The sequence below is a fragment of the Aliivibrio thorii genome (assembly GCF_057368585.1).
In genome coordinates this window covers 2,537,155-2,559,445 of the sequence record NZ_CM170654.1, presented here as the reverse complement: position 1 = coordinate 2,559,445, position 22,291 = coordinate 2,537,155, and the positions used below count along the sequence as shown (strand labels likewise).

Annotated in this window: 24 protein-coding genes, 9 tRNA genes and 1 pseudogene; 7 read left to right on the top strand and 27 right to left on the bottom strand. The window is 39.3% G+C overall.

Annotated features, from left to right (window positions below; translation table 11 throughout):
• Positions 1 to 88: 88 nt before the first annotated feature.
• The 3 genes from AC2IP4_RS11690 to AC2IP4_RS11680 are packed head-to-tail and all read left to right on the top strand — an operon-like array spanning position 89 to position 3,674.
• Entirely contained in the window at positions 89 to 1,825 is a 1,737-nt protein-coding gene (locus AC2IP4_RS11690; protein ID WP_486310292.1) for a hypothetical protein, read from the top strand.
• Positions 1,825 to 2,526, top strand: a complete 702-nt coding sequence (locus AC2IP4_RS11685; RefSeq protein ID WP_486310291.1) for an OmpA family protein — start codon at positions 1,825 to 1,827, stop codon at positions 2,524 to 2,526. Before AC2IP4_RS11690 ends, AC2IP4_RS11685 begins: the two co-directional genes overlap by 1 nt.
• Positions 2,526 to 3,674 (top strand): HNH endonuclease, encoded by a 1,149-nt coding sequence (locus AC2IP4_RS11680; RefSeq protein ID WP_486310290.1) that lies wholly within the window; start codon positions 2,526 to 2,528, stop codon positions 3,672 to 3,674. The genes AC2IP4_RS11685 and AC2IP4_RS11680 overlap by 1 nt, the downstream gene beginning before the upstream one ends.
• A 193-nt stretch (positions 3,675 to 3,867) precedes the next feature.
• On the opposite strand, the pseudogene AC2IP4_RS11675 reads toward AC2IP4_RS11680, so the two are convergent.
• From AC2IP4_RS11675 to mutY, 15 genes and pseudogenes are all read right to left on the bottom strand, one after another.
• Positions 3,868 to 4,518 (bottom strand): annotated as a pseudogene (locus AC2IP4_RS11675) (tyrosine-type recombinase/integrase); the annotation flags it as partial.
• 397 nt (positions 4,519 to 4,915) lie between these two features.
• Positions 4,916 to 5,173: a DUF2999 domain-containing protein gene (locus tag AC2IP4_RS11670; RefSeq protein ID WP_105053983.1), complete on the bottom strand. Its 258-nt coding sequence runs from the start codon at positions 5,171 to 5,173 to the stop codon at positions 4,916 to 4,918.
• A gap of 57 nt (positions 5,174 to 5,230) precedes the next feature.
• On the bottom strand, positions 5,231 to 5,617 hold the full coding sequence (locus AC2IP4_RS11665; RefSeq protein ID WP_105053984.1) for a diacylglycerol kinase: 387 nt from the start codon (positions 5,615 to 5,617) through the stop codon (positions 5,231 to 5,233).
• A gap of 154 nt (positions 5,618 to 5,771) precedes the next feature.
• Positions 5,772 to 5,847, bottom strand: a tRNA-Asn gene (locus AC2IP4_RS11660).
• A gap of 6 nt (positions 5,848 to 5,853) precedes the next feature.
• Positions 5,854 to 5,929: transfer RNA gene (locus AC2IP4_RS11655), tRNA-Phe, on the bottom strand.
• A 7-nt stretch (positions 5,930 to 5,936) separates the two neighbouring features.
• Positions 5,937 to 6,012: transfer RNA gene (locus AC2IP4_RS11650), tRNA-Thr, on the bottom strand.
• A gap of 74 nt (positions 6,013 to 6,086) precedes the next feature.
• Positions 6,087 to 6,162 (bottom strand) — tRNA-Asn (locus AC2IP4_RS11645).
• 32 nt (positions 6,163 to 6,194) lie between these two features.
• Positions 6,195 to 6,270 (bottom strand) — tRNA-Thr (locus AC2IP4_RS11640).
• Positions 6,271 to 6,313: 43 nt separating this feature from the next.
• A tRNA-Asn gene (locus AC2IP4_RS11635) sits at positions 6,314 to 6,389 on the bottom strand.
• 6 nt (positions 6,390 to 6,395) lie between these two features.
• Positions 6,396 to 6,471 (bottom strand) — tRNA-Phe (locus tag AC2IP4_RS11630).
• Between the two features lie 7 nt (positions 6,472 to 6,478).
• A tRNA-Thr gene (locus AC2IP4_RS11625) sits at positions 6,479 to 6,554 on the bottom strand.
• Positions 6,555 to 6,630: 76 nt separating this feature from the next.
• Positions 6,631 to 6,706: transfer RNA gene (locus AC2IP4_RS11620), tRNA-Phe, on the bottom strand.
• Positions 6,707 to 6,815: 109 nt separating this feature from the next.
• On the bottom strand, positions 6,816 to 7,952 hold the full coding sequence (gene mltC / locus AC2IP4_RS11615) for a membrane-bound lytic murein transglycosylase MltC (protein ID WP_375321757.1): 1,137 nt from the start codon (positions 7,950 to 7,952) through the stop codon (positions 6,816 to 6,818).
• 107 nt (positions 7,953 to 8,059) lie between these two features.
• A complete protein-coding gene (locus AC2IP4_RS11610; protein WP_130046902.1) occupies positions 8,060 to 8,332 on the bottom strand; it encodes an oxidative damage protection protein in 273 nt (90 codons plus the stop codon).
• A gap of 2 nt (positions 8,333 to 8,334) precedes the next feature.
• A complete protein-coding gene (gene mutY / locus AC2IP4_RS11605) occupies positions 8,335 to 9,387 on the bottom strand; it encodes an A/G-specific adenine glycosylase (RefSeq protein WP_486310289.1) in 1,053 nt (350 codons plus the stop codon).
• 219 nt (positions 9,388 to 9,606) lie between these two features.
• On the opposite strand from mutY, the gene trmB reads away from it, so the two are divergent.
• The gene (trmB, locus tag AC2IP4_RS11600) at positions 9,607 to 10,323 is read left to right on the top strand and encodes a tRNA (guanosine(46)-N7)-methyltransferase TrmB (RefSeq protein ID WP_486306989.1); all 717 of its coding nucleotides are present in this window, start codon (positions 9,607 to 9,609) and stop codon (positions 10,321 to 10,323) included.
• Between the two features lie 130 nt (positions 10,324 to 10,453).
• On the top strand, positions 10,454 to 11,374 hold the full coding sequence (glsB, locus tag AC2IP4_RS11595; RefSeq protein WP_130046899.1) for a glutaminase B: 921 nt from the start codon (positions 10,454 to 10,456) through the stop codon (positions 11,372 to 11,374).
• A 305-nt stretch (positions 11,375 to 11,679) separates the two neighbouring features.
• On the opposite strand, the gene hemW is transcribed toward glsB, so the two are convergent.
• The 7 genes from hemW to AC2IP4_RS11560 all read right to left on the bottom strand — a co-directional run bounded on the left by hemW (position 11,680) and on the right by AC2IP4_RS11560 (position 16,450).
• Positions 11,680 to 12,840, bottom strand: a complete 1,161-nt coding sequence (gene hemW, locus AC2IP4_RS11590; protein WP_486306990.1) for a radical SAM family heme chaperone HemW — start codon at positions 12,838 to 12,840, stop codon at positions 11,680 to 11,682.
• 3 nt (positions 12,841 to 12,843) lie between these two features.
• Positions 12,844 to 13,440 (bottom strand): XTP/dITP diphosphatase, encoded by a 597-nt coding sequence (locus AC2IP4_RS11585; RefSeq protein ID WP_486310288.1) that lies wholly within the window; start codon positions 13,438 to 13,440, stop codon positions 12,844 to 12,846.
• 10 nt (positions 13,441 to 13,450) lie between these two features.
• Complete coding sequence (locus tag AC2IP4_RS11580; RefSeq protein WP_486306991.1) at positions 13,451 to 13,882, bottom strand: DUF4426 domain-containing protein; 432 nt, start codon at positions 13,880 to 13,882, stop codon at positions 13,451 to 13,453.
• Between the two features lie 55 nt (positions 13,883 to 13,937).
• Entirely contained in the window at positions 13,938 to 14,237 is a 300-nt protein-coding gene (yggU, locus tag AC2IP4_RS11575) for a DUF167 family protein YggU (RefSeq protein ID WP_375321761.1), read from the bottom strand.
• A gap of 7 nt (positions 14,238 to 14,244) precedes the next feature.
• Positions 14,245 to 14,799: a YggT family protein gene (locus AC2IP4_RS11570; RefSeq protein ID WP_375321762.1), complete on the bottom strand. Its 555-nt coding sequence runs from the start codon at positions 14,797 to 14,799 to the stop codon at positions 14,245 to 14,247.
• A gap of 62 nt (positions 14,800 to 14,861) precedes the next feature.
• Positions 14,862 to 15,680, bottom strand: coding sequence for a pyrroline-5-carboxylate reductase (proC, locus tag AC2IP4_RS11565; RefSeq protein WP_375321763.1), 819 nt, complete (start codon positions 15,678 to 15,680; stop codon positions 14,862 to 14,864).
• Positions 15,681 to 15,739: 59 nt separating this feature from the next.
• The gene (locus AC2IP4_RS11560; RefSeq protein ID WP_375321764.1) at positions 15,740 to 16,450 is read right to left on the bottom strand and encodes a YggS family pyridoxal phosphate-dependent enzyme; all 711 of its coding nucleotides are present in this window, start codon (positions 16,448 to 16,450) and stop codon (positions 15,740 to 15,742) included.
• Positions 16,451 to 16,473: 23 nt separating this feature from the next.
• Here AC2IP4_RS11560 and AC2IP4_RS11555 point away from each other — a divergent pair, with 23 nt between their 5' ends.
• Positions 16,474 to 17,511: a type IV pilus twitching motility protein PilT gene (locus tag AC2IP4_RS11555; protein WP_375321765.1), complete on the top strand. Its 1,038-nt coding sequence runs from the start codon at positions 16,474 to 16,476 to the stop codon at positions 17,509 to 17,511.
• Positions 17,512 to 17,513: 2 nt separating this feature from the next.
• The gene (locus AC2IP4_RS11550; protein ID WP_375322844.1) at positions 17,514 to 18,620 is read left to right on the top strand and encodes a PilT/PilU family type 4a pilus ATPase; all 1,107 of its coding nucleotides are present in this window, start codon (positions 17,514 to 17,516) and stop codon (positions 18,618 to 18,620) included.
• Between the two features lie 139 nt (positions 18,621 to 18,759).
• Here the strand turns inward: AC2IP4_RS11550 and ruvX are convergent, their stop codons facing one another.
• From ruvX to AC2IP4_RS11525, 5 genes are all read right to left on the bottom strand, one after another.
• Complete coding sequence (gene ruvX, locus AC2IP4_RS11545; RefSeq protein ID WP_060992489.1) at positions 18,760 to 19,185, bottom strand: Holliday junction resolvase RuvX; 426 nt, start codon at positions 19,183 to 19,185, stop codon at positions 18,760 to 18,762.
• Complete coding sequence (locus AC2IP4_RS11540) at positions 19,182 to 19,745, bottom strand: YqgE/AlgH family protein (protein WP_060992745.1); 564 nt, start codon at positions 19,743 to 19,745, stop codon at positions 19,182 to 19,184. Before AC2IP4_RS11540 ends, ruvX begins: the two co-directional genes overlap by 4 nt.
• 65 nt (positions 19,746 to 19,810) lie before the next feature.
• A complete protein-coding gene (gshB, locus tag AC2IP4_RS11535) occupies positions 19,811 to 20,758 on the bottom strand; it encodes a glutathione synthase (protein WP_061004609.1) in 948 nt (315 codons plus the stop codon).
• Between the two features lie 13 nt (positions 20,759 to 20,771).
• The gene (gene rsmE, locus AC2IP4_RS11530; RefSeq protein ID WP_375321766.1) at positions 20,772 to 21,503 is read right to left on the bottom strand and encodes a 16S rRNA (uracil(1498)-N(3))-methyltransferase; all 732 of its coding nucleotides are present in this window, start codon (positions 21,501 to 21,503) and stop codon (positions 20,772 to 20,774) included.
• A gap of 78 nt (positions 21,504 to 21,581) precedes the next feature.
• Positions 21,582 to 22,286, bottom strand: coding sequence for an endonuclease (locus tag AC2IP4_RS11525; RefSeq protein ID WP_375321767.1), 705 nt, complete (start codon positions 22,284 to 22,286; stop codon positions 21,582 to 21,584).
• Positions 22,287 to 22,291: the final 5 nt, after the last annotated feature.

The window sequence follows — 22,291 nt, the reverse complement described above, 5'->3', positions numbered from 1 at the left end:
CATAAAAAAGATTGTCGGCACAGGTTATTATTAATAGCAATGCTTCTAGATGATTCTGAATGCAAATTAATTAACGTAGAGAAATAAAATGAACTACTTAGAAAGTATATTACGCAACATAAACGCTGATTCAGTTAGTATTTTTATAGCAATTCTTATTATGTCAGCATTTATTGTAGCGCTAATTTTAGGGAAAATGAATTTAGGGAGGGATTTTGTTCAGTACGCACCAACCCTTTTAACTACGCTTGGTATATTCGGTACATTCTTTGGTATCGTTCTTGGTCTTCTTGAATTTAATCAAGTAGATATCGAAGCAAGTATACCTCCGCTGCTTTCGGGTTTAAAAACTGCATTCGTAACCAGTTTAATCGGGATATTTGCTTCGCTCGTATTAAAAGTGCTGTCAACCATTCCTGCATTTAAGCCAAAGGAATTGAAAAGTATAGACCTTAAAGCAGCAACACCAGAAGATATTCTGTTAGCAATGAATAATCAAGTTGATGAAGTTAAAGCACTTAAAGATGCTTTAGTCGGAAATGAAGAATCAACGTTATTTGGTCAATTGAAAATTCTTCGTGGAGATATTAATGATAATTCTAAAAGTTCACGTAAGATAATCCAAGAACAGGCTGATGTTGAATATACTAGATATCAAGAACAAGCTCATGCAGAAGCCGTTAGATTTGACGAGTTTTCAGATAAGCTCTGGATTAAAATGCAAGATTTTACGGATGCGATCTCTAAGTCTGCAACAGAGCAGATTATTGATGCATTGAAACAGGTTATTTCTGATTTTAATAACAATCTAACAGAACAATTCGGTGATAATTTCAAACAGTTAAATGAAGCGGTTCTACTGTTAGTTAAATGGCAAGAAGATTACAAGTCTCAGCTTGAACACATGCAAAAGCAATATGAGTTAGGTGTAGAATCGATTTCCTCTACGGAAGAATCAATCGCTATAATCAGTGAGCATAGCAAAGTCATACCAGAATCAATGAGTAAATTAGAAGAAATTATGAATGTCTGTAGTCATCAAATTTCCGACCTAGAATCTCACCTAAAAGCTTTTGCAGACATGCGAGATAAGGCAGTTGAAGCCGTCCCACAAATGCAAAACCATGTTGAAAGCGTTTTGAAAGATATTACCAAGTCTGTTGATACGGTTAATGAACACTATACAGATATACTTTCTAAAACAGATGAAGGGATTCAATCAGTTAGTGATAAATTGGTGGCGAGTGCGGAAATAATTGGTAAGCAAATAGATTTAGCATCGACTGAATTCACTCATAATGCGGCTCGAACGAATGAAAGTTTGAAAACCACCTCTGATTACCTGCAAGATCAAACTAGCGTAATTAAACAAAACTTAGAAGATTCAGTGATTGAATTAAATAATACTATGCGTAGCATGGCTGAAGCTCTCATTAAAAACACAAGCGAAATGAGTTCTACGATGACAACCGCGAATCAAAACCTTGTATCAGAAGCGAGCAGTATAGGTGATGTTATGTCTAAATCAGCCGATAAGCTACAGCAACGATTATCAGATGTTATTGATGATGTGGCAACGCAACAGCTTAACCAAGCTAAGCGTACTTTTGATGCAATGGAGGAGCAAGTCCGGAATCAAGTTGGGTTAACTGGTGAAGCTGTTGATTCACAACTCAAATTAATTGATGAATCAATGCAGCAAGAGATTAGTCGTGTAATCACCGAAATGGGAAGAGCACTTACTCAAGTTACGGGCAAGTTCGTAGAAGATTACGTTAAGTTAACTCAGGCTATGAATGAGATTATTAAGGATAGAGCAGCGTAGTGAATAAGTTATTCGGAACAAATAACGATCATCACCAAGATAATGGTGAGCATTGGCTATCTATATCAGATTTAATGGCTGGTTTGATGATGGTATTTCTATTCATTGCAATAGTATTTATGCTTAAAACAGAGAAAGAAAGTCAGAAAATAAAAGATGTTGCTGTTGCTTATCAAGAGAATCAAGTCGCAATTTATGACGCCTTGATGAATGAGTTTGACAATGATCTTAACCTCTGGGGAGCAAATATAGACAAAGAAACACTATCGTTTAATTTTACATCCCCTGATGTTTTATTTGCGAATAACCAGTCCACACTTAGCCGTGAGTATAAGTTAATTTTAAACAACTTCTTTCCTCGATACATTGAGGTGTTAAAACCATTTCGAGATTCGCTTGATGAAGTTAGAATCGAAGGTCATACATCAAGTTCTGGTTTACGAGGTTCGACTAAGCAACAGGCCTATTTTTATAATATGAAACTCTCTCAAGACAGAACGAGATCAGTTTTAGAATATGGATATAGTATTATGCCTGCTGAATCTGAATGGATTACAGCAAACATTGCCGCTGTTGGTTTTTCTTCATCTCGATTGATTAAGCGAGATGGGGTTGAAGATTATGAAAAATCTCGACGAGTATCTTTCCGCGCTATTACAAATGCAGATATTCAAATTAAACAAATTCTTGGTGCTAACTAATGAAACTAATGGTTGATTTTAGCGCTTTACATAAAGCTGTAGCCCCTTTAGGGGCTGTGATAACTAGCTTTACTATCACAAAGCGTTCTGATCCTATTCAAAGTGTCGCAAATGATTTATTAAAAGGAAAAGTTTTAGGAACAGACATTCACCTTGATCAGATTAATGGTTCTAATGGTGTACTTTTTTATGAAGGTCATCAGGTTATGTTATATATACCTGATCAGGGTAACTCGATAGACAGCGCACTTATTAACGGAAAAGATAAAGGGGTTAAGCGAGTTCATATCGCAGAGTGTCGAACTATCATTGAAATGAGAGACAAAGGTCGATTTCATAACAGGTATGTTGTTACTAATCGAATTGATGGGAAATTTAATGTTTTTGGTCAATCTTATACCTCTAATGAAGTAAGAGAAGGGGAGTCTGATCTATCGCCTTGTATTAACTGCATGAAAGAATTGAACGTTGAGGGTTATCTAGAGAAGAATAACCAAAATCAAAAAGATTTTATTATCAATTTTTCATATGGCAAGCTATTTGAGTCATACAGTTCTTATTTTAAAACGATGCCTATTGCTTCAACTGATTATTACAGCGGTGGATATACATCGAATTGGGCCTCAATATCATCCGATTTACGGAGCGAACTTGATTATATCTGTGAGCATTGTGGAGTATCTCTCAAAGAGCATAAAAAAGTACTTCATGTGCACCACGTTAATGGAAATAAAGCAGATAACAAAAGAAAAAATCTTAGAGTGTTATGTGCAGACTGTCATAAAAAGCAACCTCATCATGGTCATCTTTATGTTAGTAATGAAGATACATTAACTATTAACCAACTTAGACGAGAGCAAGGAAAGATAGACCCATTTAACTATGATGATTTAATACGTTATGCAGATTCTGTATTTAATGGCTTATTATCTAAGTGTAAAGCTAACCGCATACCTTGTGGAGAACTGGGGATCATTGAAAATATTTCAGGGAAATCAATATCATTAGATTTATGTTGGAAGAGTAAAAAGGTTGCCGTCATCGTGAATAATGAACATAAAAATGTATTAAAGAATAATGGATGGACTGTATTCTCTGTATATGATGCCATCAATCGATTTCCTGACTTTCAAAATTATATACGATGATATTTGATCTTCTATTTCTATCGTAAGTATATGGTGATGTGTTGAGTATTTGATACATAATGTATCAAAGTTAAATACTGTAATAGAATGCCCAATAAGCTGTTTCAGTTGAAATGTAATATGCTGCTCAGTGGATAGTTAAAGATTTTATTACTTAGAATAAGGCTCCTTAATGGAGCCTTATTTATGCCGCTTAGCCAACCAAAGATAAACACTTCATCCCTGATATAGATAAGCTTCCTTTCGATGCTTCCTCAATATGTCCACTCCACCACTTCATCATCGGTATTCTTCGTTCAAGATAATCAGTACGGTTATAAGCCGCACGTACTTGGCTGTCATCTACGTGAGCAAGAGCCGCTTCAATTAGGTCTGATTCAAAGCCTTGCTCGTTTAGCGTAGTACTGGCTACTGAACGTAATCCATGACTTACTAACCTACCAGCAAAACCCATACGTTTTATTGCCATATTAGCTGTTTGGCTATTAGATGGTTTTAGTGGTGCTCGATCAGAAGGGAATACAAACTCTCTATGAGCACTAATAGGTTTCATTACTTCAAGTAAAGAAAGAGCTTGAGCAGTTAAAGGTATACGATGTTCCCAACGTGTTCCAGCGGCTTCTGATGGTCGAGTCATAGTATGAAGTTGTCATTCTATTAAACAACGAGTAGTGCGCTTAATAGAAGCATTAGCAATAGCTATCATAAGTTCTGGTAACTCATCAGGCTTAAGAGCTGCCATATTTTCTTTTTTAGGTTTTTTAAAAGCAGCTTTAATCCCAGCAAGAGGGTTAGCATGAATAAGCCCACAGTTTACTGAATAGGTCATGATCTCATTTAGTAGTGAGAGAATTAGTTGTATTATATGGAGTGCCATCCTGATTGTGTGTAATTAAATATCCTGAACATAATTTATAATGAGATTAGGGGTTACATCACATTTTTAGAAATTTAAATAATAGGTCCCTATATTCGAGTTAAATAGAGGTTTTAAGTATATGAGCGACTCTGTATGTAACCCCTAATGTAACCCTTTTGTGTTCGAGTTATTTTAATTACATTAAATTTCAATGTGTTATTGTGTGTTTTTGAGTCCGCCTACCGTACCATATTTAAATGACAAAGCCTCGATGAAAATCGGGGCTTTGTTGTATCTGGAACATAGAAAGCACACCATCGATCTCTCGATACAAAAAAGCCCCAACCGAAGTCAGGGCTCTAGTATTACTCATTGAAAAGATTTATTGATTTTCTTCAAGCTTTGCTTTTGCTTCTTCTACTTTTGAAAAATCCAAACCTAGTTCTTCTACAGCTTCTTTAATTAAGCTTGGGTTTGTCATTACTTGCATCATTAATGGTTGAAGTTGTTCTTGTGGAATCCCTAAGCTTTGGATTGTTGCAATCGCTGCTAGTGGGTTTTGTGTTAGTGCTTGAAATACTTCTGAGATTTTTTCATCGCTAACATTGTGTTCTTTTAATGTTTGAATAATAGGGTTCATTAAAATCTTCCTCTTTAAAATGGATACGTTCTATTTATCTATTCAAGATAAATAAAATTATAAATAATGGTTACCTAGGATCATTAGCCAGGTAAAGCCTGCAAAGCACAGAGCGACAAATACGGCTGCAGAGCCGATATCTTTAGCTCGGCCACTTAATTCGTGATGTTCTGGCCCAATACGGTCTACAACAGCCTCTATAGCTGAATTCAATAGCTCTACGATAAAGATTAAGACAAAGACACCAATTAATAAGATTTGTTCTATCGTGGATACATCAAGTAGTAGGGCGGTAGGGGTGGCGATAACTAACATCGCAAATTCTTGACGAACAGCGGCTTCATGTTTAAATGCTGCTTTTAAACCTTGAATAGAAAACCCAGTAGCTTTAATTACTCGTTTAATACCAGTATTGCCTGGTTTACCTGATGGAGTATCTGTCATGGTGTAACCTTAGTGAAATAAGTGATCTCAATCCTTATTGTATCGTAATGATAGTATGTTTGTGGATTGGTATGAATGGAGGTTATGGTAGTGTTGAGTTTGCCAAATAACAAGCATAAAAAAAGCCTCATCAAAATGATGAGGCTTTTTAATATGGCTCCCTTTGCTGGACTTGAACCAGCGACATACGGATTAACAGTCCGGCGTTCTACCAACTGAACTAAAAGGGAATTATATGGTGCCTCGAGGCGGAATCGAACCACCGACACGAGGATTTTCAATCCTCTGCTCTACCGACTGAGCTATCGAGGCAAAAAAATGGTGCCGACTACCGGAGTCGAACTGGTGACCTACTGATTACAAGTCAGTTGCTCTACCTACTGAGCTAAGTCGGCACACTATATTTTTTGCTATTACTGAATTAAGTCAGTAATAAAAAAACCTCGTCCTACGACAAGGCTTTTGAATGTGGCTCCCTTTGCTGGACTTGAACCAGCGACATACGGATTAACAGTCCGGCGTTCTACCAACTGAACTAAAAGGGAACAGATTTTTTATTCTTCTTACAAGGAAGAAATGGTGCCGACTACCGGAGTCGAACTGGTGACCTACTGATTACAAGTCAGTTGCTCTACCTACTGAGCTAAGTCGGCACTAATTTTTTATTAATCTTTAAAACGTAAAGATTAAATTGTATGGCTCCCTTTGCTGGACTTGAACCAGCGACATACGGATTAACAGTCCGGCGTTCTACCAACTGAACTAAAAGGGAATTGTATGGTGCCTCGAGGCGGAATCGAACCACCGACACGAGGATTTTCAATCCTCTGCTCTACCGACTGAGCTATCGAGGCAAAAGAATGGTGCCGACTACCGGAGTCGAACTGGTGACCTACTGATTACAAGTCAGTTGCTCTACCTACTGAGCTAAGTCGGCACACTAAATTCTTTTGACTATTCGTGATCTAGCATTTAATTAATAAATCTAGAACTACACCAACAATCTTATTGTATGGTGCCCGGAGGCGGAATCGAACCACCGACACGAGGATTTTCAATCCTCTGCTCTACCGACTGAGCTATCCGGGCAACGAGCGCTATTAAACGGATTTTTGCCCCTACCGTCAACTTTTTTTTTCAAAATACGCTATTTTTTTGGTTGTTTGATGGATAATTCATCGAATAGGCGATTTTATCGCTAAATCTTTCCTGAATTAAATTCTTTTTTAAAGGCTGTAACCTTTTCTAAGTAACGGCGAGCTTCTGCATTTTTATGCTTTTTGGTTAAAGCCCAGTAGACTTGATTTGGATTTAAGCTATTAATATCACTAACTGCTCTGCTTCTACTGCTGCTAAAAGTATTAAATACACCACCAGCGCCGCCGTTATAAGCTGAAATCATACTGTATTGTTTTGAAATAGGATTACGAATGTCTTTTAAGTAACGGGTTTTTAAAATATGAAAATAAGCCGTGCCGGTATCTATATTGTTGTGAGGATTGAAAAGGTATTCTGGGGTTGGATCGCCTGATTTTTTCTTAATTAATTTAAATACGTCGCGTCCAGCTGTTTTTGGGACGACTTGCATTAACCCGTAGGCATTTGCCCAACTTACCGCATATGGGTTAAAGCTACTTTCCGTTCTAATTATGGAATAAATGAGATCTTCAGGGATGTCATAACGCTGAGATGCACCACGAACAATATCAGCATATTGATATTCACGTAGCTGAGTATGGTTTTTTACCATAGGAATATCGACATAAAAGGCTTTTTTGTAATCGATATTTTTTGTTTTTAAGTGATTAGCAATTAAATAATCAGCATAACGACCTGCACGCCATGACCATTCAATTGGTTTTTTATCTTGATCAACGACTTGTTGGTATAAGAAGGGTTTGCCATCAAGGGCAACATCAGCATCAGAATAAAGATCGACACCTGCGGGATCGTCAGGCGTAAGTAGGGTCGTAATAATTGCTTGACGTAAATGGGCTTTAGGCTCGGTACCTGCAACCGTCTCAACCGTAACTCGGCCCGTTGTAAAATCAACTTGAGATCGGCTTAAGTAGCCATCGGTATATTTTACGTATGAGCGTTTACTGGCAATAACGAGATTCTTTTTACCCCAACGCTTTTCAATGTTGGCATTAAAACTGTTAATTAAAGAGTCGAGTGCTTTCATATCTTTAGTAAATTGCCCTGGAAGAGGGGCAAGGTTTTTAGCAAAGCGATTAGTGGTATCGTAATTAATACCAAAAGTAGACTCTATTGATTCTCGGCTACAACTAGTAAGAAAAAGACAAGCAGAGGCAATCAGGATAATTTTTTTCATAAAGACAATATAGATAAGAACTCGATAATAATGTTAACGGCAGAATGCCCTCTAACTGAAAAAGAATAAAAATAAAGCAGCCATTAGACTGCTTTATTTACAATAACTTATTCACTTGGTGGTGTGTAGCCATCGATAACAACGTCTTTACCATCAAACAAGAAACCTTCCATTTCTGTTTCTAGCAATTTACGGTGCTCAGGATCCATCATGTTCAATTTCTTTTCATTGATCAGCATCGTTTGTTTATGCTGCCATTGAGCCCATGCTTCTTTGGAGATGTTATCAAAAATACGCTTACCTAGTTCACCAGGGTAAAGTTGAAAATCTAGGCCATCGGCTTCTTTATTTAAAAGAACGCAAAATACAGTGCGACTCATGGTTATTCTCCATTAGAAATTTCGAACGGTAAAGCATCCAGCAGTTTTTGAACTGGCGCTGCTAATCCTACCGTCATTGGTTGAGATAAGTTATACCAAACTCCACGCGTTCCTTCCATCACCATATTCGGTTTCTTGGTCAGAGTGATAAGTACAGGAGTGATATCTAAGTGGTAATGGCTAAAGGTATGACGAAAAGCAATTAATTGCTGGCTTGATTTTACTTCCATACCATAACGATCAGATAAATCATTTAACGTATTTTCTGATTGTTCAGGAAAGCAGTATAAGCCACCCCAAACTCCCGTTTGAGGTCGTTGCTCTAGTAATACATCACCATCGTGATAGTAGATAGCAAACCATGCCTCTTTAGTTGGCTTGTCTTTTTTGGGTTTTTTAGTTGGGAAGTCTAATTGGCGATCTTGCGCTTTGGCTTGGCAAAGATCATTCACTGGGCAAATCTCACACTTAGGCTTAGAACGAGTACAAACCATTGCCCCCATGTCCATCATGGCTTGGTTATAGCGTTCAACCCCAAACTCTGGGGTATGTTCTTCGGCTACTTCCCACATGGCATTTTCAACGGACTTTTTACCTGACCAACCTTCAATGGCAAAGCAACGGGAAAGAGTGCGTTTTACATTGCCATCTAAAATTGGATGACGTTGTTTTAATGATAATGATAACACTGCCCCTGCAGTAGATCGTCCAATTCCCGGAAGAGCAATAACTTCTTCAATCGTTTCAGGGAATTTACCATTATATTGCTCAGCGATGATCTGTGCTGTTTTACGTAAATTTCGAGCTCGAGCGTAGTAACCAAGTCCGGTCCATAAATGCAGTACTTCATCTTGCTCTGCGTTCGCTAAATCAACAACGGTTGGAAAGCGAGCCATGAAACGTTCGAAATAAGGGATAACGGTAGTTACTTGGGTTTGCTGTAGCATGATTTCTGACAACCATACTTTATAAGGCGTTTTATTTAATTGCCAAGGCAAGGTCTTACGGCCGTAATTGTCGTACCACTCTAGAATGGCGTGAGAGAAAGAAGTCATGACATGCTCGATTACATTTTTATAATTAAGAATGGATCACATCATACTGTGATGGTTTTGTACACCCGATAGAAAATAGGGTTATTAGTTCAGGTAAAGAATTGCCTTAATTAAGCTTGTTTATAGAGAAAAGCAAAGATAATACTTGAACACTGGGCTAAACTTTGGATAATGCCGGATCCACAATCCTTGTTCAGAGAATAACCAGGTTATCCAATCATGACTGAAGTGACTAAAAACGACTTTACCGAAGAAGGTAAAATCGTTCGTAAAATTCGTAGCTTTGTACGCCGCGAAGGACGTTTAACGAAAGGCCAAGAAGGCGCTATTACTGAGTGCTGGTCTACCATGGGCATCGATTTTGTTGAGCAAATGCTTGACTGGAACGAGGTGTTTGGTAATAACAACCCTGTCGTTTTAGAAATCGGTTTTGGTATGGGTGCATCTTTGGTTGAGATGGCGCAAAAAGCACCAGAGCTTAATTTCCTTGGCATTGAGGTTCACCGTCCAGGTGTTGGCGCATGTCTTGCAGCAGCAAAAGAAGCAGGCGTAACGAACTTACGTGTAATGTGTCATGATGCGGTTGAAGTATTTGAATCAATGATCCCTGATTCATCAGTAAATACATTACAATTGTTCTTCCCTGACCCATGGCATAAAGCACGTCATCATAAGCGTCGTATCGTTAAAGCTGAGTTTGCTGAGATGATCCGTCCTAAGCTGATTGAAGGTGGTATCTTCCACATGGCAACAGACTGGGAAAATTACTCAGAGCATATGATTGAAGTAATGAACGCTGCACCAGGTTATGAGAATATCGCTACCGATGGCGATTTTATTCCTCGCCCTGATGAGCGTCCGTTAACAAAATTTGAAGCACGTGGCCACCGTTTAGGTCATGGCGTATGGGATATTAAATTCCGTCGTAACGCATAATCCGTTTATTTTCAAATGGTATGACAGCGCACGATAAGCGCTGCATGGCTCTTATGCCAATTTAAATAAGTACTAAAGCCAACCTTTGTGTTGGCTTTTTTGTCCTTGCTATCAAAAGGAAGTAAAAATAATGAAGCCAACAAAACAAATATTAGATGATATTTTGAATGAAGTGCGTCCTCTTATTGGACAAGGAAAAGTAGCGGACTATATTCCAGCACTGGCTTGTGTTCCGAGTGATAAATTAGGCATTGCCGTATATACCAACGATGGTGAAGTCATTATCTCTGGTGATGCAGAAGAGTGTTTTTCGATTCAATCAATCTCAAAGGCATTGAGTTTAACGCTTGCTATGGAGTTATATCAGCCAGAAGAATTATGGCAACGCGTTGGAAAAGAGCCTTCAGGACAGGCATTTAACTCATTGATTCAGCTTGAAATGGAGCAGGGGGTTCCACGTAACCCTTTTATTAATGCTGGTGCGATTGTTATTTCAGATATGCTCTACAGTCGATTTTCTGCGCCTAAACACAGACTATTAGAATTTGTACGTAAGCTCTCAGGTAATGAACATATTATGTATGATCGAGCGGTAGCGAATTCAGAAATGGATCACAGTGATCGAAATGCATCGATTGCCTATTTGATGCGTTCATTTGGTAACTTCGATAATGAAGTGATGCCAGTATTAAAGAATTACTTTCACGCTTGTGCGCTAAATATGAGCTGTGTTGATTTGGCAAGAACATTTGGCTATTTAGCCAATAAAGGTATTCAACCAGAGACAAATGAGTTCATCGTAACGCCAATGCAGAGTAAACAAATTAATGCATTGATGGCGACTTGTGGTCTATATGATGGTGCTGGTGAGTTTGCGTATCGTGTTGGTATGCCAGGTAAATCGGGTGTTGGCGGTGGCATTATCGCGATTGTTCCTGGTGAGATGACGATAGCGGTATGGTCTCCAGAGTTGGATCCATCAGGGAATTCGTTAGCTGGAACTAAAGCGTTAGAGCTGCTTTCAGAGCGTATTGGCCGTTCGATATTTTAAGATAAGAGTAGGGTATAAGAGAAAGCAGAATAGTGAAATATTCGATTTTTTCACTAACAACCCACCCTAACTCCCCCTTCTATTAACATAACCGTTCTCAATGCTTGGTCGATAAAGGGGGAGAACCTTCTTTGATGTTGGTATATCAACGATCACAATACTGTTCCTCCCCTTGTTCACCTCTGTTATTTGGTAGTCAGCATTGATATAAGGGAAGGTTAGGAGGGGTTGCTGGCTGTTTAATTTAGAGTTTCGATTCTTTGCTTTTCCTGAAACCTTTAAGCGAAGCGTTCTGAACCCTGCTTTTAATCCTCATCACTCACAAACGCTTCTAATAAATCATTTAAAAACAACTTACCGTGTTCAGTGATCTGCCAGTGCGTCTCGGTTTCATCTAGATATTTCTTCTCTTTGGCCCAATCTATCGTTTCTTGAATTGACTCAAAACCTAACCCAGTTTTATCAATGAAATCTTGTTTTGGACACGTTTCTAACAGACGAAAACGGTTCATAAAGAACTCAAAAGGTCTGTCGTGATCCGTAACCTCTTGTTCGTCAATTAAGTAAGGTTTCATTAAATCCAGGAAGCCGCGTGGGTGCTTGATTTTAGTGGTTCGAACAATGCGACCATCAGCAAAACTGAGCTTGCCATGAGCACCACAACCAATCCCTAAATAGTCGCCAAAGCGCCAGTAATTCAAATTATGGCGACATTGATAACCGACTTTACTGTAGCCCGATATTTCATATTGTACATAACCGGCATCAGATAGAATTTGATGACCTTGTTCAAAAATATCCCATAAATCATCATCGTCAGGCAACGTTGGAGGCTTATAATAAAATACAGTGTTTGGTTCAATCGTCAGCTGATACCAAGATAAATGTGGCGGATTAAGGTCAATCGCTTGTTTTAAATCAGATAACGCATCATCAATACTTTGATTCGGTAGGCCATGCATTAAATCAAGGTTGAAGCTGTTTAATCCGGCTTCATGCGCAAGACGAGCTGCACGAATGGCTTCATCTTTACCGTGAATACGTCCCAGTTTTTCTAACTTCTCTTGCTGAAAACTTTGCACACCAATGGAGATGCGATTAACGCCCGCTTCACGATATTCAATGAATCGACCAGCCTCTACGGTTCCAGGGTTTGCTTCCATTGTGATTTCAATGTCATCAGCAAAGGGTAAGCGTTTTTCAACTTCGGTCAATAAACGCTTAATCTCAGGAGCGGTAATTAAGCTTGGTGTACCACCACCAATAAAAATAGAGTGCAGCTTACGTGATTCATTTTGCATATCATAACGCGCAAGATCGGTATCAAGATCGTCAATTAACGCTGAAATGTATTGTGCTTCAGGGATTGTCGTTTTCAATGCGTGAGAGTTGAAATCGCAATATGGGCACTTTTGAATACACCATGGAATATGAATGTATAAGCTAAGTGGTGGTGGGACTAGCATCAATTATTGACCTTCTTTTAATGCAGCGAACAGTTTTTTCAGCGCTTGACCACGGTGAGACAATTGTTTTTTACGAGCAGGTTCAAGCTCTGCTGAAGAACAGTTATCTTCACTTACCCAGAAGATAGGATCATAGCCAAAGCCATTTTCGCCTTGTTGTTCTGTGGTGATATGACCTTCCCATGAACCATGGCAAATTAATGGCGTAGGATCGTTCTCGTGCTTCATTAGTACTAAAACACAATGGAAGCGCGCTGTGCGTTTTTCGGTAGGAACACCTTCCATTGCTGCAAGCATTTTATCGATGTTCTTTTGATCTGTTGCGCCTTCACCTGAATAACGAGCAGAGTAAACGCCTGGTGCGCCATTTAATGCATCAACTTCTAAACCTGAGTCATCAGCAATGGCAGGTAGGCCTGTTTCTTTCGCTGCGTGACGCGCTTTAATAATGGCATTTTCAATAAAGGTTGTGCCAGTTTCTGCTACATCAGATACGTTGAATTCACTTTGTGCAACCACATCAAATCCAAAGTCAGACAGCACATCTGCCATTTCACGAACCTTACCTTGGTTGCCTGTTGCTAGTACGATTTTGCTCATAATGATTCTCTTATTCTTCTACGTAAAACTTTTGATTGAATTTTAATTTGCCAGCACCCTTGGTATCGGCAGATACATCGATATCAAAGCGAAAGGTTTCTTCGTTAGTAATTGGTAGTTCTGCAATGTAGTAAATTGCGTTTTGCTCTTTAATTTCACGGAAGGTTAACGTTTTTGTTTGGCCGAGTAAATTTTTAGCGGTCCCTGTAATTTTTGCAGCAATAGCAGGCTTACCTGCTTGAGAGGTATCTAGCACACTGATATTAATTAGCGCGTTGTAACCAGAGCGTTTTAATTGATAAGCGCGGGCTACTTTGGGAGTTAGAAAGGTGGAATTAAATGCAGAGTAATGCACCTCTACATTTTTTATTTGTACAAATTGTCCCGCAAAAGTGGGTAGGCTAAAAAGGAACAGGGACAAAAGTAAGGTTATTTTTTTCATAACGATCCTCATATAAAAAGATTTCCATATAAAAAAGCCGAGGGTTAACTCGGCACTAGTATTCTTTTGATGGTAACAGCTGCTTAATTGCTTCTGGAATAATCTCCGGAGAATGAATTCGAACTTGTTTGTGACGATTTAGCTCTCCTTTCTCGACCGTAATTTTTCCTTTAGCAACTTTAAATAATTTGGAGAAGTATTTGATTAAATGCGCGTTCGCTTTCCCATCAACAGGAGGTGCTGTTATCGCTATTTTAAGTTCTTCGCCATGTATACCAACGATTTGATCTCTACTGGCCTTTGGTTGAAGGTAAAGTTTTAAGATCAAATCATCGTTATCGTATTTAATTGGCATAATAGGGTTACAAGCTATACCAAACTGGACCAATTAAGTCGCCCATTAAGAAGTTAGCAAATTGAAGTACGATAAACAGCACTAATACACTTAAGTCTAATCCGCCCATTTGAGGTAATATTTTACGAATAGGAGCAAGCATTGGTTCTGTTAATTGGTGCATAACATACTCAATTGGGCTACTACCTTGGCTAACCCAACTTAGGATTGCACGTACTAATAAAATCCAAAATAGTAAACCACCAGCGGCTTTAGCTAGTGCGATTAAACCAATGAATAAGAATTCTGGGCCAAAATTAATACCACCTGCAACGACAACTTGTAATGCAACAAATTTAACGACACATAGCACATAAGCAAATAACACGGTTGCTAGGTCTAGGCTGCCAATTGATGGAATAATACGACGTAAAGGAGAAACGACGGGTTGAGTTGCCTTTACGATAAATTGAGAAAATGGATTATAAAAATCGGCACGTGCGACTTGTAACCAAATACGTAGGATCACGACCATGATGTATAAATCAAAAACGGTCGAGATTAAAAAGCTCATTGCATTCATAGTTTATTAACCTTAAAAATCATTGGTTTTGTAAATAGAGTAATTGAGTAGAGAAGGTTATCTTAAAATAACGATTCCATCTCTTCTGCACGAGAGACTGCGGCTTGCATTGCTTTAGCGACAATATCTTGCAGGTTGTGTTCATTAAACGTGCGTAGTGCTTCTGCGGTAGTGCCACCTTTTGAAGTGACTTGCTCACGCAGTGTTGATAGTTCTGTTTCAGGGTTTGCTACTACCATTTCAGCAGCACCAAGAGCAGCTTGTTGTACTAATAGGCGAGCTGTTTCTTCATCAAAACCTTGTTTAATTGCTTCTGTTTGCATCGCTTCCATAAATAAGAAGAAATACGCTGGAGCGCTTCCTGCTGCCGCAATAACAGAATTAATGCCTGATTCTTTCTCAACCCAACAGATTTCACCGACTGCTGAAAGTAAGTTACCAGCATAGATTTTGTCTTGTTCTGAGGTATGTTCTACTGCAAACAGACCACTCATGCCTTTGCCCACTAATGCAGGAGTATTTGGCATGACTCGAACTAGGTTTAATGTTGTGGCAAACATTTCGTTTAAACGTTTTGCAGAAATACCAGCAGCAATAGAGATCACTAACTTAGTCGAGTAATCGATCGTTTGTAGTGGCTCAGCCGCGGTTGCCATCATTTGTGGTTTTACCGCAAGGACGATAACATCTGCATTTTCAGCCGCAGTCATGTTATTGGTCGAGGTATTAATGCCGTAACATTGTTCTAAATGTTCAAGCTTCTCTGTGCTTGGATTTGTTGCTGTAATTTTTCCTTTTGGGTAACCACTGCTAATTAGACCGGCGATAATAGAGCGAGTCATGTTACCTGCGCCAATAAAAGCAATATTGCGATGTTCCATTTGTATTCCTTACTTTATACCTATCGCTATAATTGAGATTGGTATCATTCGAGTTGAGGTTATTCTTTATTTTTATAGTCTCTAGCACCAAAAATAGCGGTGCCAATTCGAACCATTGTTGAGCCAGCTTCGATAGCAGCATCCATATCGCCACTCATTCCCATTGATAGGGTATCCGCTTGAGGATATTGTGCGCGTAATTGGTTTTGAATGGAAGCAAGTTGTGTAAATGCAGCCAGTTGTTCATCGTAATTAGACTCGTTAGCAGGAATCGACATTAGTCCACGCAACGTTAAATTTGGCATATCATTAATCGCTGCTGCAAGTTCCATTACTTCGTTGCTTGTCGTCCCAGATTTACTCTCTTCTGAACTAATATTGACCTGAATAAGTACATTTAGTTCGCCATGCTCTTTTGGACGTTGCTCATTTAAGCGTTGTGCAATTTTAAGACGTTCAACAGAGTGAACCCAATCAAAATGTTCCGCTATCGGACGAGTTTTGTTAGATTGGATTGGGCCAATAAAATGCCATTCTAATGATGTATCGGAATGGTTTTTTTGAAAGTATTGAACCTTTTCAATGCCTTCTTGAACGTAGTTTTCACCAAAAGCACGCTGACCAATTTCTATCGCTTGTTCGAGCAACTCGATAGGTTTGGTTTTGCTTACCGCTAGCAATTGCACTGAATTTGGGCGTCGACCACATTTTTGAATGCTATTCTCTATCTGAAGAGTGATTTGGTGGATATTTTGCTTAATACTAGTCATAGAAACGATTACCGAGGAAAATTATGGACATCACAGAACTACTGGACTTTAGTGTAAAACAAAACGCATCAGATCTACACCTATCTGCAGGAGTTCCTCCTATGGTACGTGTTGATGGTGAAGTGCGTAAACTGACATTACCTGATTTTACACACGCAGAGGTTCATCGTTTAGTGACTGACATTATGAATGATGCTCAGCGCAGTGAGTTTGAAGAGAAGTTAGAAGTCGATTTTTCATTTGAACTGCCTAATGTTGGGCGTTTTCGTGTGAATGCATTTAATCAATCGAGAGGCTGTGCTGCGGTATTTAGAACTATTCCGGTAGAGATCCCATCATTAGAGCGACTTTCTGCTCCTGAAATTTTCACAACCATTTCTAACTATCAAAAAGGTTTAGTGTTAATCACTGGGCCTACAGGGTCAGGTAAATCCACCACGCTTGCTGCTATGGTGGATTACATTAATGAGAATCATAATAAGCATGTATTAACGATTGAGGATCCGATTGAGTTCGTACATAAAAATAAAAAATGTTTGATTAACCAACGTGAAGTACATCGTGACACTCATAGCTTTAAAGCGGCACTACGCTCAGCATTACGTGAAGATCCTGATGTTATTTTAGTGGGTGAGCTTCGAGATAAAGAAACCATCAGTCTAGCATTAACCGCCGCAGAAACCGGTCACTTAGTGTTTGGCACTTTGCATACTAGCTCAGCAGCAAAAACCATTGACCGTATTATAGATGTATTCCCTGGTAGTGATAAATCTATGGTTCGTTCTATGCTGTCGGAATCATTAAGAGCTGTTGTTGCTCAAACCTTATTAAAACGTACGGGTGGTGGTCGTGTCGCGTGCCATGAAATCATGATAGCAACGCCAGCTATCCGAAATTTAATTCGAGAAGATAAAGTCGCTCAAATGTACTCTATCATTCAAACTGGATCTTCTTTTGGGATGCAGACGATGGAGCAAAATGCGAAGAAAATTATTGCTCAGGGCTTAGTTGATCCTGATGAAGTCGCAAAGAAAGTTGAAATAACAAGCATGGGCTTTTAATGATGATGTTAGATGAATTACTACATCAAATGGTAAAACAAAAAGCATCGGATGTTTACTTAACTGTTGATGCTCCATGTTTATTGCGAATTCATGGTGAGCTTAGAGCGATTGGTCACAAGCAGACCAATGAATCTGTTTCTGCATTATTAGCGGAGATGATGGATGAAGATCGCCAGACTGAATTTAATCAAACATTAGAAGCTAACTTTGCCATTGTAAAAGAAAGTGGACGCTTTCGCGTGAGTGCATTTTGGCAGCGTGAGCAACCAGGAGTGGTTATCCGTCGTATTGAAACTAAAATTCCATCCATGGAGTCATTACATTTACCTGAAGTGATGAAAGAGCTAGCGATAGCTAAGCGTGGCTTAGTTCTGGTTGTTGGCGCAACAGGCTCTGGTAAATCGACAACGATGGCAGCAATGACAGGGTATCGTAATGATAATAAATCCGGTCATATATTAACAGTTGAAGATCCGATTGAATTTGTTCACCCTCACCACAAATGCATCGTTACTCAGCGTGAAGTTGGCTTAGATACCGAAAGCTATGAAGTCGCGTTAAAGAACTCTTTGCGACAGGCTCCTGACATGATTTTAATTGGTGAAATCCGCAGTCGAGAGACGATGGAGTACGCCATGACCTTTGCGGAGACGGGGCACCTTTGTATGGCAACGCTCCATGCTAATAATGCCAACCAAGCGTTAGAGCGAATTCTCCACTTAGTACCGAAAGATCAGAAAGAGCAGTTCTTATTTGACCTTTCTATGAACTTAAAAGGGATCATTGCTCAACAATTGGTTCCTGATATAAATGGTCACGGGCGTCATGGCGTTTATGAGGTGCTGTTAAATACTCCTCGGATTTCGGATTTGATCCGTAGAGGTGAGTTGCATGAATTAAAAGCTACCATGACAAAATCGCGAGAATCAGGCATGCAGACGTTTGATCAGTGTTTATTTGATCTAGTGGTGGCAAATAAGATTTCGGAAGATGAGGCATTGCACAGTGCAGATTCTGCGAATGACTTGAGGTTGATGCTGAAGACGAAGCGTGGTGATTCATTTACGACGTCGAAGTTTGATAATGTGTCGATATCGTTAGATTAGAGCAGACGAAAATAAATTTTCTAGGGGCGGACTTTGTCCTAAGAGACGCTTCGTTTAAGAGTTCACATTATTAACTCTCAAGGCGAAGCCGTCTTTTAGCGAAGCGTCTCAAGCAACTTGTTGCATCTGCTTTTAGATTTTAGCTCCACTGACTCTCAAACCAACTTTCTAAAATAACCACCGCTGATTGACAGTCAATATTGCCTTTCGATAATGCTTTATAACCACCGAACTCAAATAAATCAGCGCGAGCTTCAGCTGTTGATAGACGTTCATCGTGTAATTCAACTTGATTACCAAAACGGCCATGTAAACGGTTAGCAAATTTCTTTGCTTTCGGTGTAATCGTTTCTAGCTCTTTGCCGTGTAGATCGGTTGGCAGGCCAACAACGATTAAATCGGGTTGCCATTCTTTAATTTGCTTTTCGATATCGTCCCAATTAGGGGTGCCATCTTGTGCTTTAAACGCTTTTAATGGGCTTGCTGTACCTGTAATTTCTTGGCCTATGGCTGAGCCAATACTTTTGGTGCCAAAATCAAATGCCATGATGGTACGTGAACTCATGCGTGTCCAACCTCGCTGGATAAATTTGCTGGATTGATACCTAATATCCCAATCGCTTTTCTCCAACGATCATGAATAGGAGTATCAAAGATAACGGAAGGATCTGCTTCTAGGATAAGCCATGTGTTTTCTGACAACTCCTTTTCTAACTGACCCGCATCCCATCCAGAATAACCAAGAGCAACCAAATACTTACGAGGTTGAGATTCTGTACCTAATGTCGCTAAAATATCTTTTGATGTCGTGACATAAAGCTCGTTAGTTACTCGTATACTCGAAGTGTAAGCGTCTTTTTCTGAATGAAGAACAAAACCACGATCGTCAGAAACTGGGCCGCCATTAAGTACTGGTTGAGTTAAGGTTTTTGGAAATATAATTGGAGAGGGGTTATCTAGTTCAATTTGTTCCAGCATACCTTTTAATGAAATAGGAATCGTTTCATTAATGCGTAACCCCATGGTTCCTTCTGAATCATGTTCACAAATATAGATAACACTTCGCTGAAAGAAAGGATCTTTCATACTAGGCATTGCGACTAAAAAATGATTCTTTAAATCCACATAGCCTCCTAAATTATTCAGTTCCATTGAAGGGAGCTAAGCTCCCTTCATATTACTTGGAAGTATTAAGCGTTAATTCGGCGCTCAATTGCATCCATTAGTTTACCTGTGATTGAAATATCGAACGCCGCTTCAATTTCTTTAATACAAGTCGGGCTAGTTACGTTAATTTCAGTCAGTTTGTCACCAATAACATCAAGTCCAACAAAAATTAAGCCTTTTTCTTTCAATGTTGGTGCAACGGCGTTAGCAATTGCCCAATCGGTTTCACTTAGTGGGCGAGCTTCACCAGTACCACCTGCAGCTAAGTTACCGCGCGTTTCACCTTTTGCTGGAATACGAGCTAAGCAATAAGGCATTGGTTCGCCATCAACCACTAGAATACGTTTATCACCATTGCTGATATCTGGAACAAAGGTTTGTGCCATGCAGTAGTTTTGTTCGTGGTTAGTCAACGTTTCAATGATAACCGATACGTTTGGATCGCCGGCTTTTACACGGAAGATAGATGCACCACCCATGCCATCAAGTGGTTTAAGGATAATGTCGCCATGTTCTTCACGGAATGCTTTAATCTTTTCAGCTTTACGGGTAACTAGTGTTGTTGGTGTTAGTTCTGGGAACCAAGCAGTAAACAGCTTTTCGTTACAATCACGTAGGCTTTGCGGTTTATTTACAATTAAAGCACCTTGAATTTCAGCACGCTCAAGAATGTACGTTGCGTAGATGTATTCGGTATCAAATGGTGGATCTTTACGCATCAATACAGCATCAAGATCAGCTAGGTCAATAGTTTGTTCTGATTTGAACTCATACCAATTTGTTGGGTCTTCTTTTAGTTCAACCACTTTGGTATCAGCGACTGCTTTACCTTGATCTAGATGTAGATCTGCCATTTCCATGTAATGGATTTCCCAGCCACGTTTTTGAGCTTCAAGCATCATGGCAAAGCTAGAGTCTTTCTTGATGTTAATGGATGAAATTGGATCCATTACGATACCGAGTTTGATCATTTTTTTTCTCCAGTTAGCCAAGATCGCCAAAACGAACTTGTAGGGCTGTTATAGCAGTAAGGGCTGCAGTCTCGGTTCTTAATACTCGAGGACCAAGCAGCGTCTCTTCAAATTTATATTGCTCAGTCATGTTAATTTCATCTGACGATAATCCGCCTTCTGGTCCAATTAACAAGCGAACATTAGTGACTGGTTCTGGTAGTGTATTGATAGAGTATTTTGCTCTTGGGTGCAGGTTTAGTTTTAAACCTTCATACTCTTCAGCACACCACTCTTCTAATGACATAATAGGACGTATTTCAGGAACAATATTGCGCCCAGATTGCTCGCAGGCTGCAATCGCAATTTTTTGCCATTGGTCGAGTTTCTTTTCAAAGCGTTCTTTATTTAATTTGACACCACAACGTTCTGAAATCAAAGGAGTAATAATATTTACACCTAACTCCACCGATTTTTGAATGGTGAATTCCATTTTATCACCACGAGAAACCACTTGGCCTAAATGTAAATTTAATGGTGATTCACTGCTGCGTTCAACGCGTTCACTGATTTCAATTTCTACGCTTTTCTTTGATGCGGAAATAATCACTGCAGGAAACTCAGCACCGCTGCCATCAAACAGTAATACAGCTTCACCTTCTTTCATTCGCATTACACGGCCAACATGATTGGCGGCATCATCACTTAAGTTTACTTTACCTTGTGAAGGAAGCAGTTCTGGATGATGGATTCTTGGTATTCTCATAGTCTACTTTTCTTTAACTATCTTATGTTTAAGGATGGAGGTTAAAATGTGCTTTTTCAACCTCTAGCTCTGTCTAATTTATTTCGTGCATGCTTTGTAGACAAATTGGTTATGGTTGCCTTGGATCTTAGCAATGCGCTTATCTCGTTCGCACTCCCATGTAGATACAGGGTATTGCTTGTTCCATGCTTCCATTAGCTGGCGTTGGGCTTTGGATAAATTAAAATGGTACTCATTATTCATGTATAAATAAGTACGTGCAATTGCACCTCTTGACTGTACTGGTGGTTCTGCCACTCTGTTTTTGAAATCGACCTTAAAAGCACATTGCCCATAATAAGCGCCTTTATTATCATTCCATTGTGAAAAACGGAAATTAGAACGGTCTCCATTTACTTCACCCACTGCAGGAACTAAATTATGTAAATCTGCTTCCATTGATTTGAATTGTTTATCGTTCCTAGTGCAGTTTTTTCGCCCACCATTTTGCCAGCATTGGCGCTGGTGTCCAAATTGCCAGGCAGGGACTACGTGCTCCCATTCAATACGACTGGCTCGTTTTTCTTGTTTACGAACTTGATAACCACAGCTTTCTAGATCTGGAATACCTTTCTTTTTATTTTTCCAAGTAATGTCGCACCCACAATAAAATGAAGTTGGGTAATCAAGGTAAATCTTGACCGCTTCTTTTTTTGCTTTTGAAAAAGAAGAAGGAGGAGCGGCAAAAGCATGAAAAGTGATAGAAAAAATAAAGGCTGCAATAGCTAAGCGAATTAATCTCATAAGAG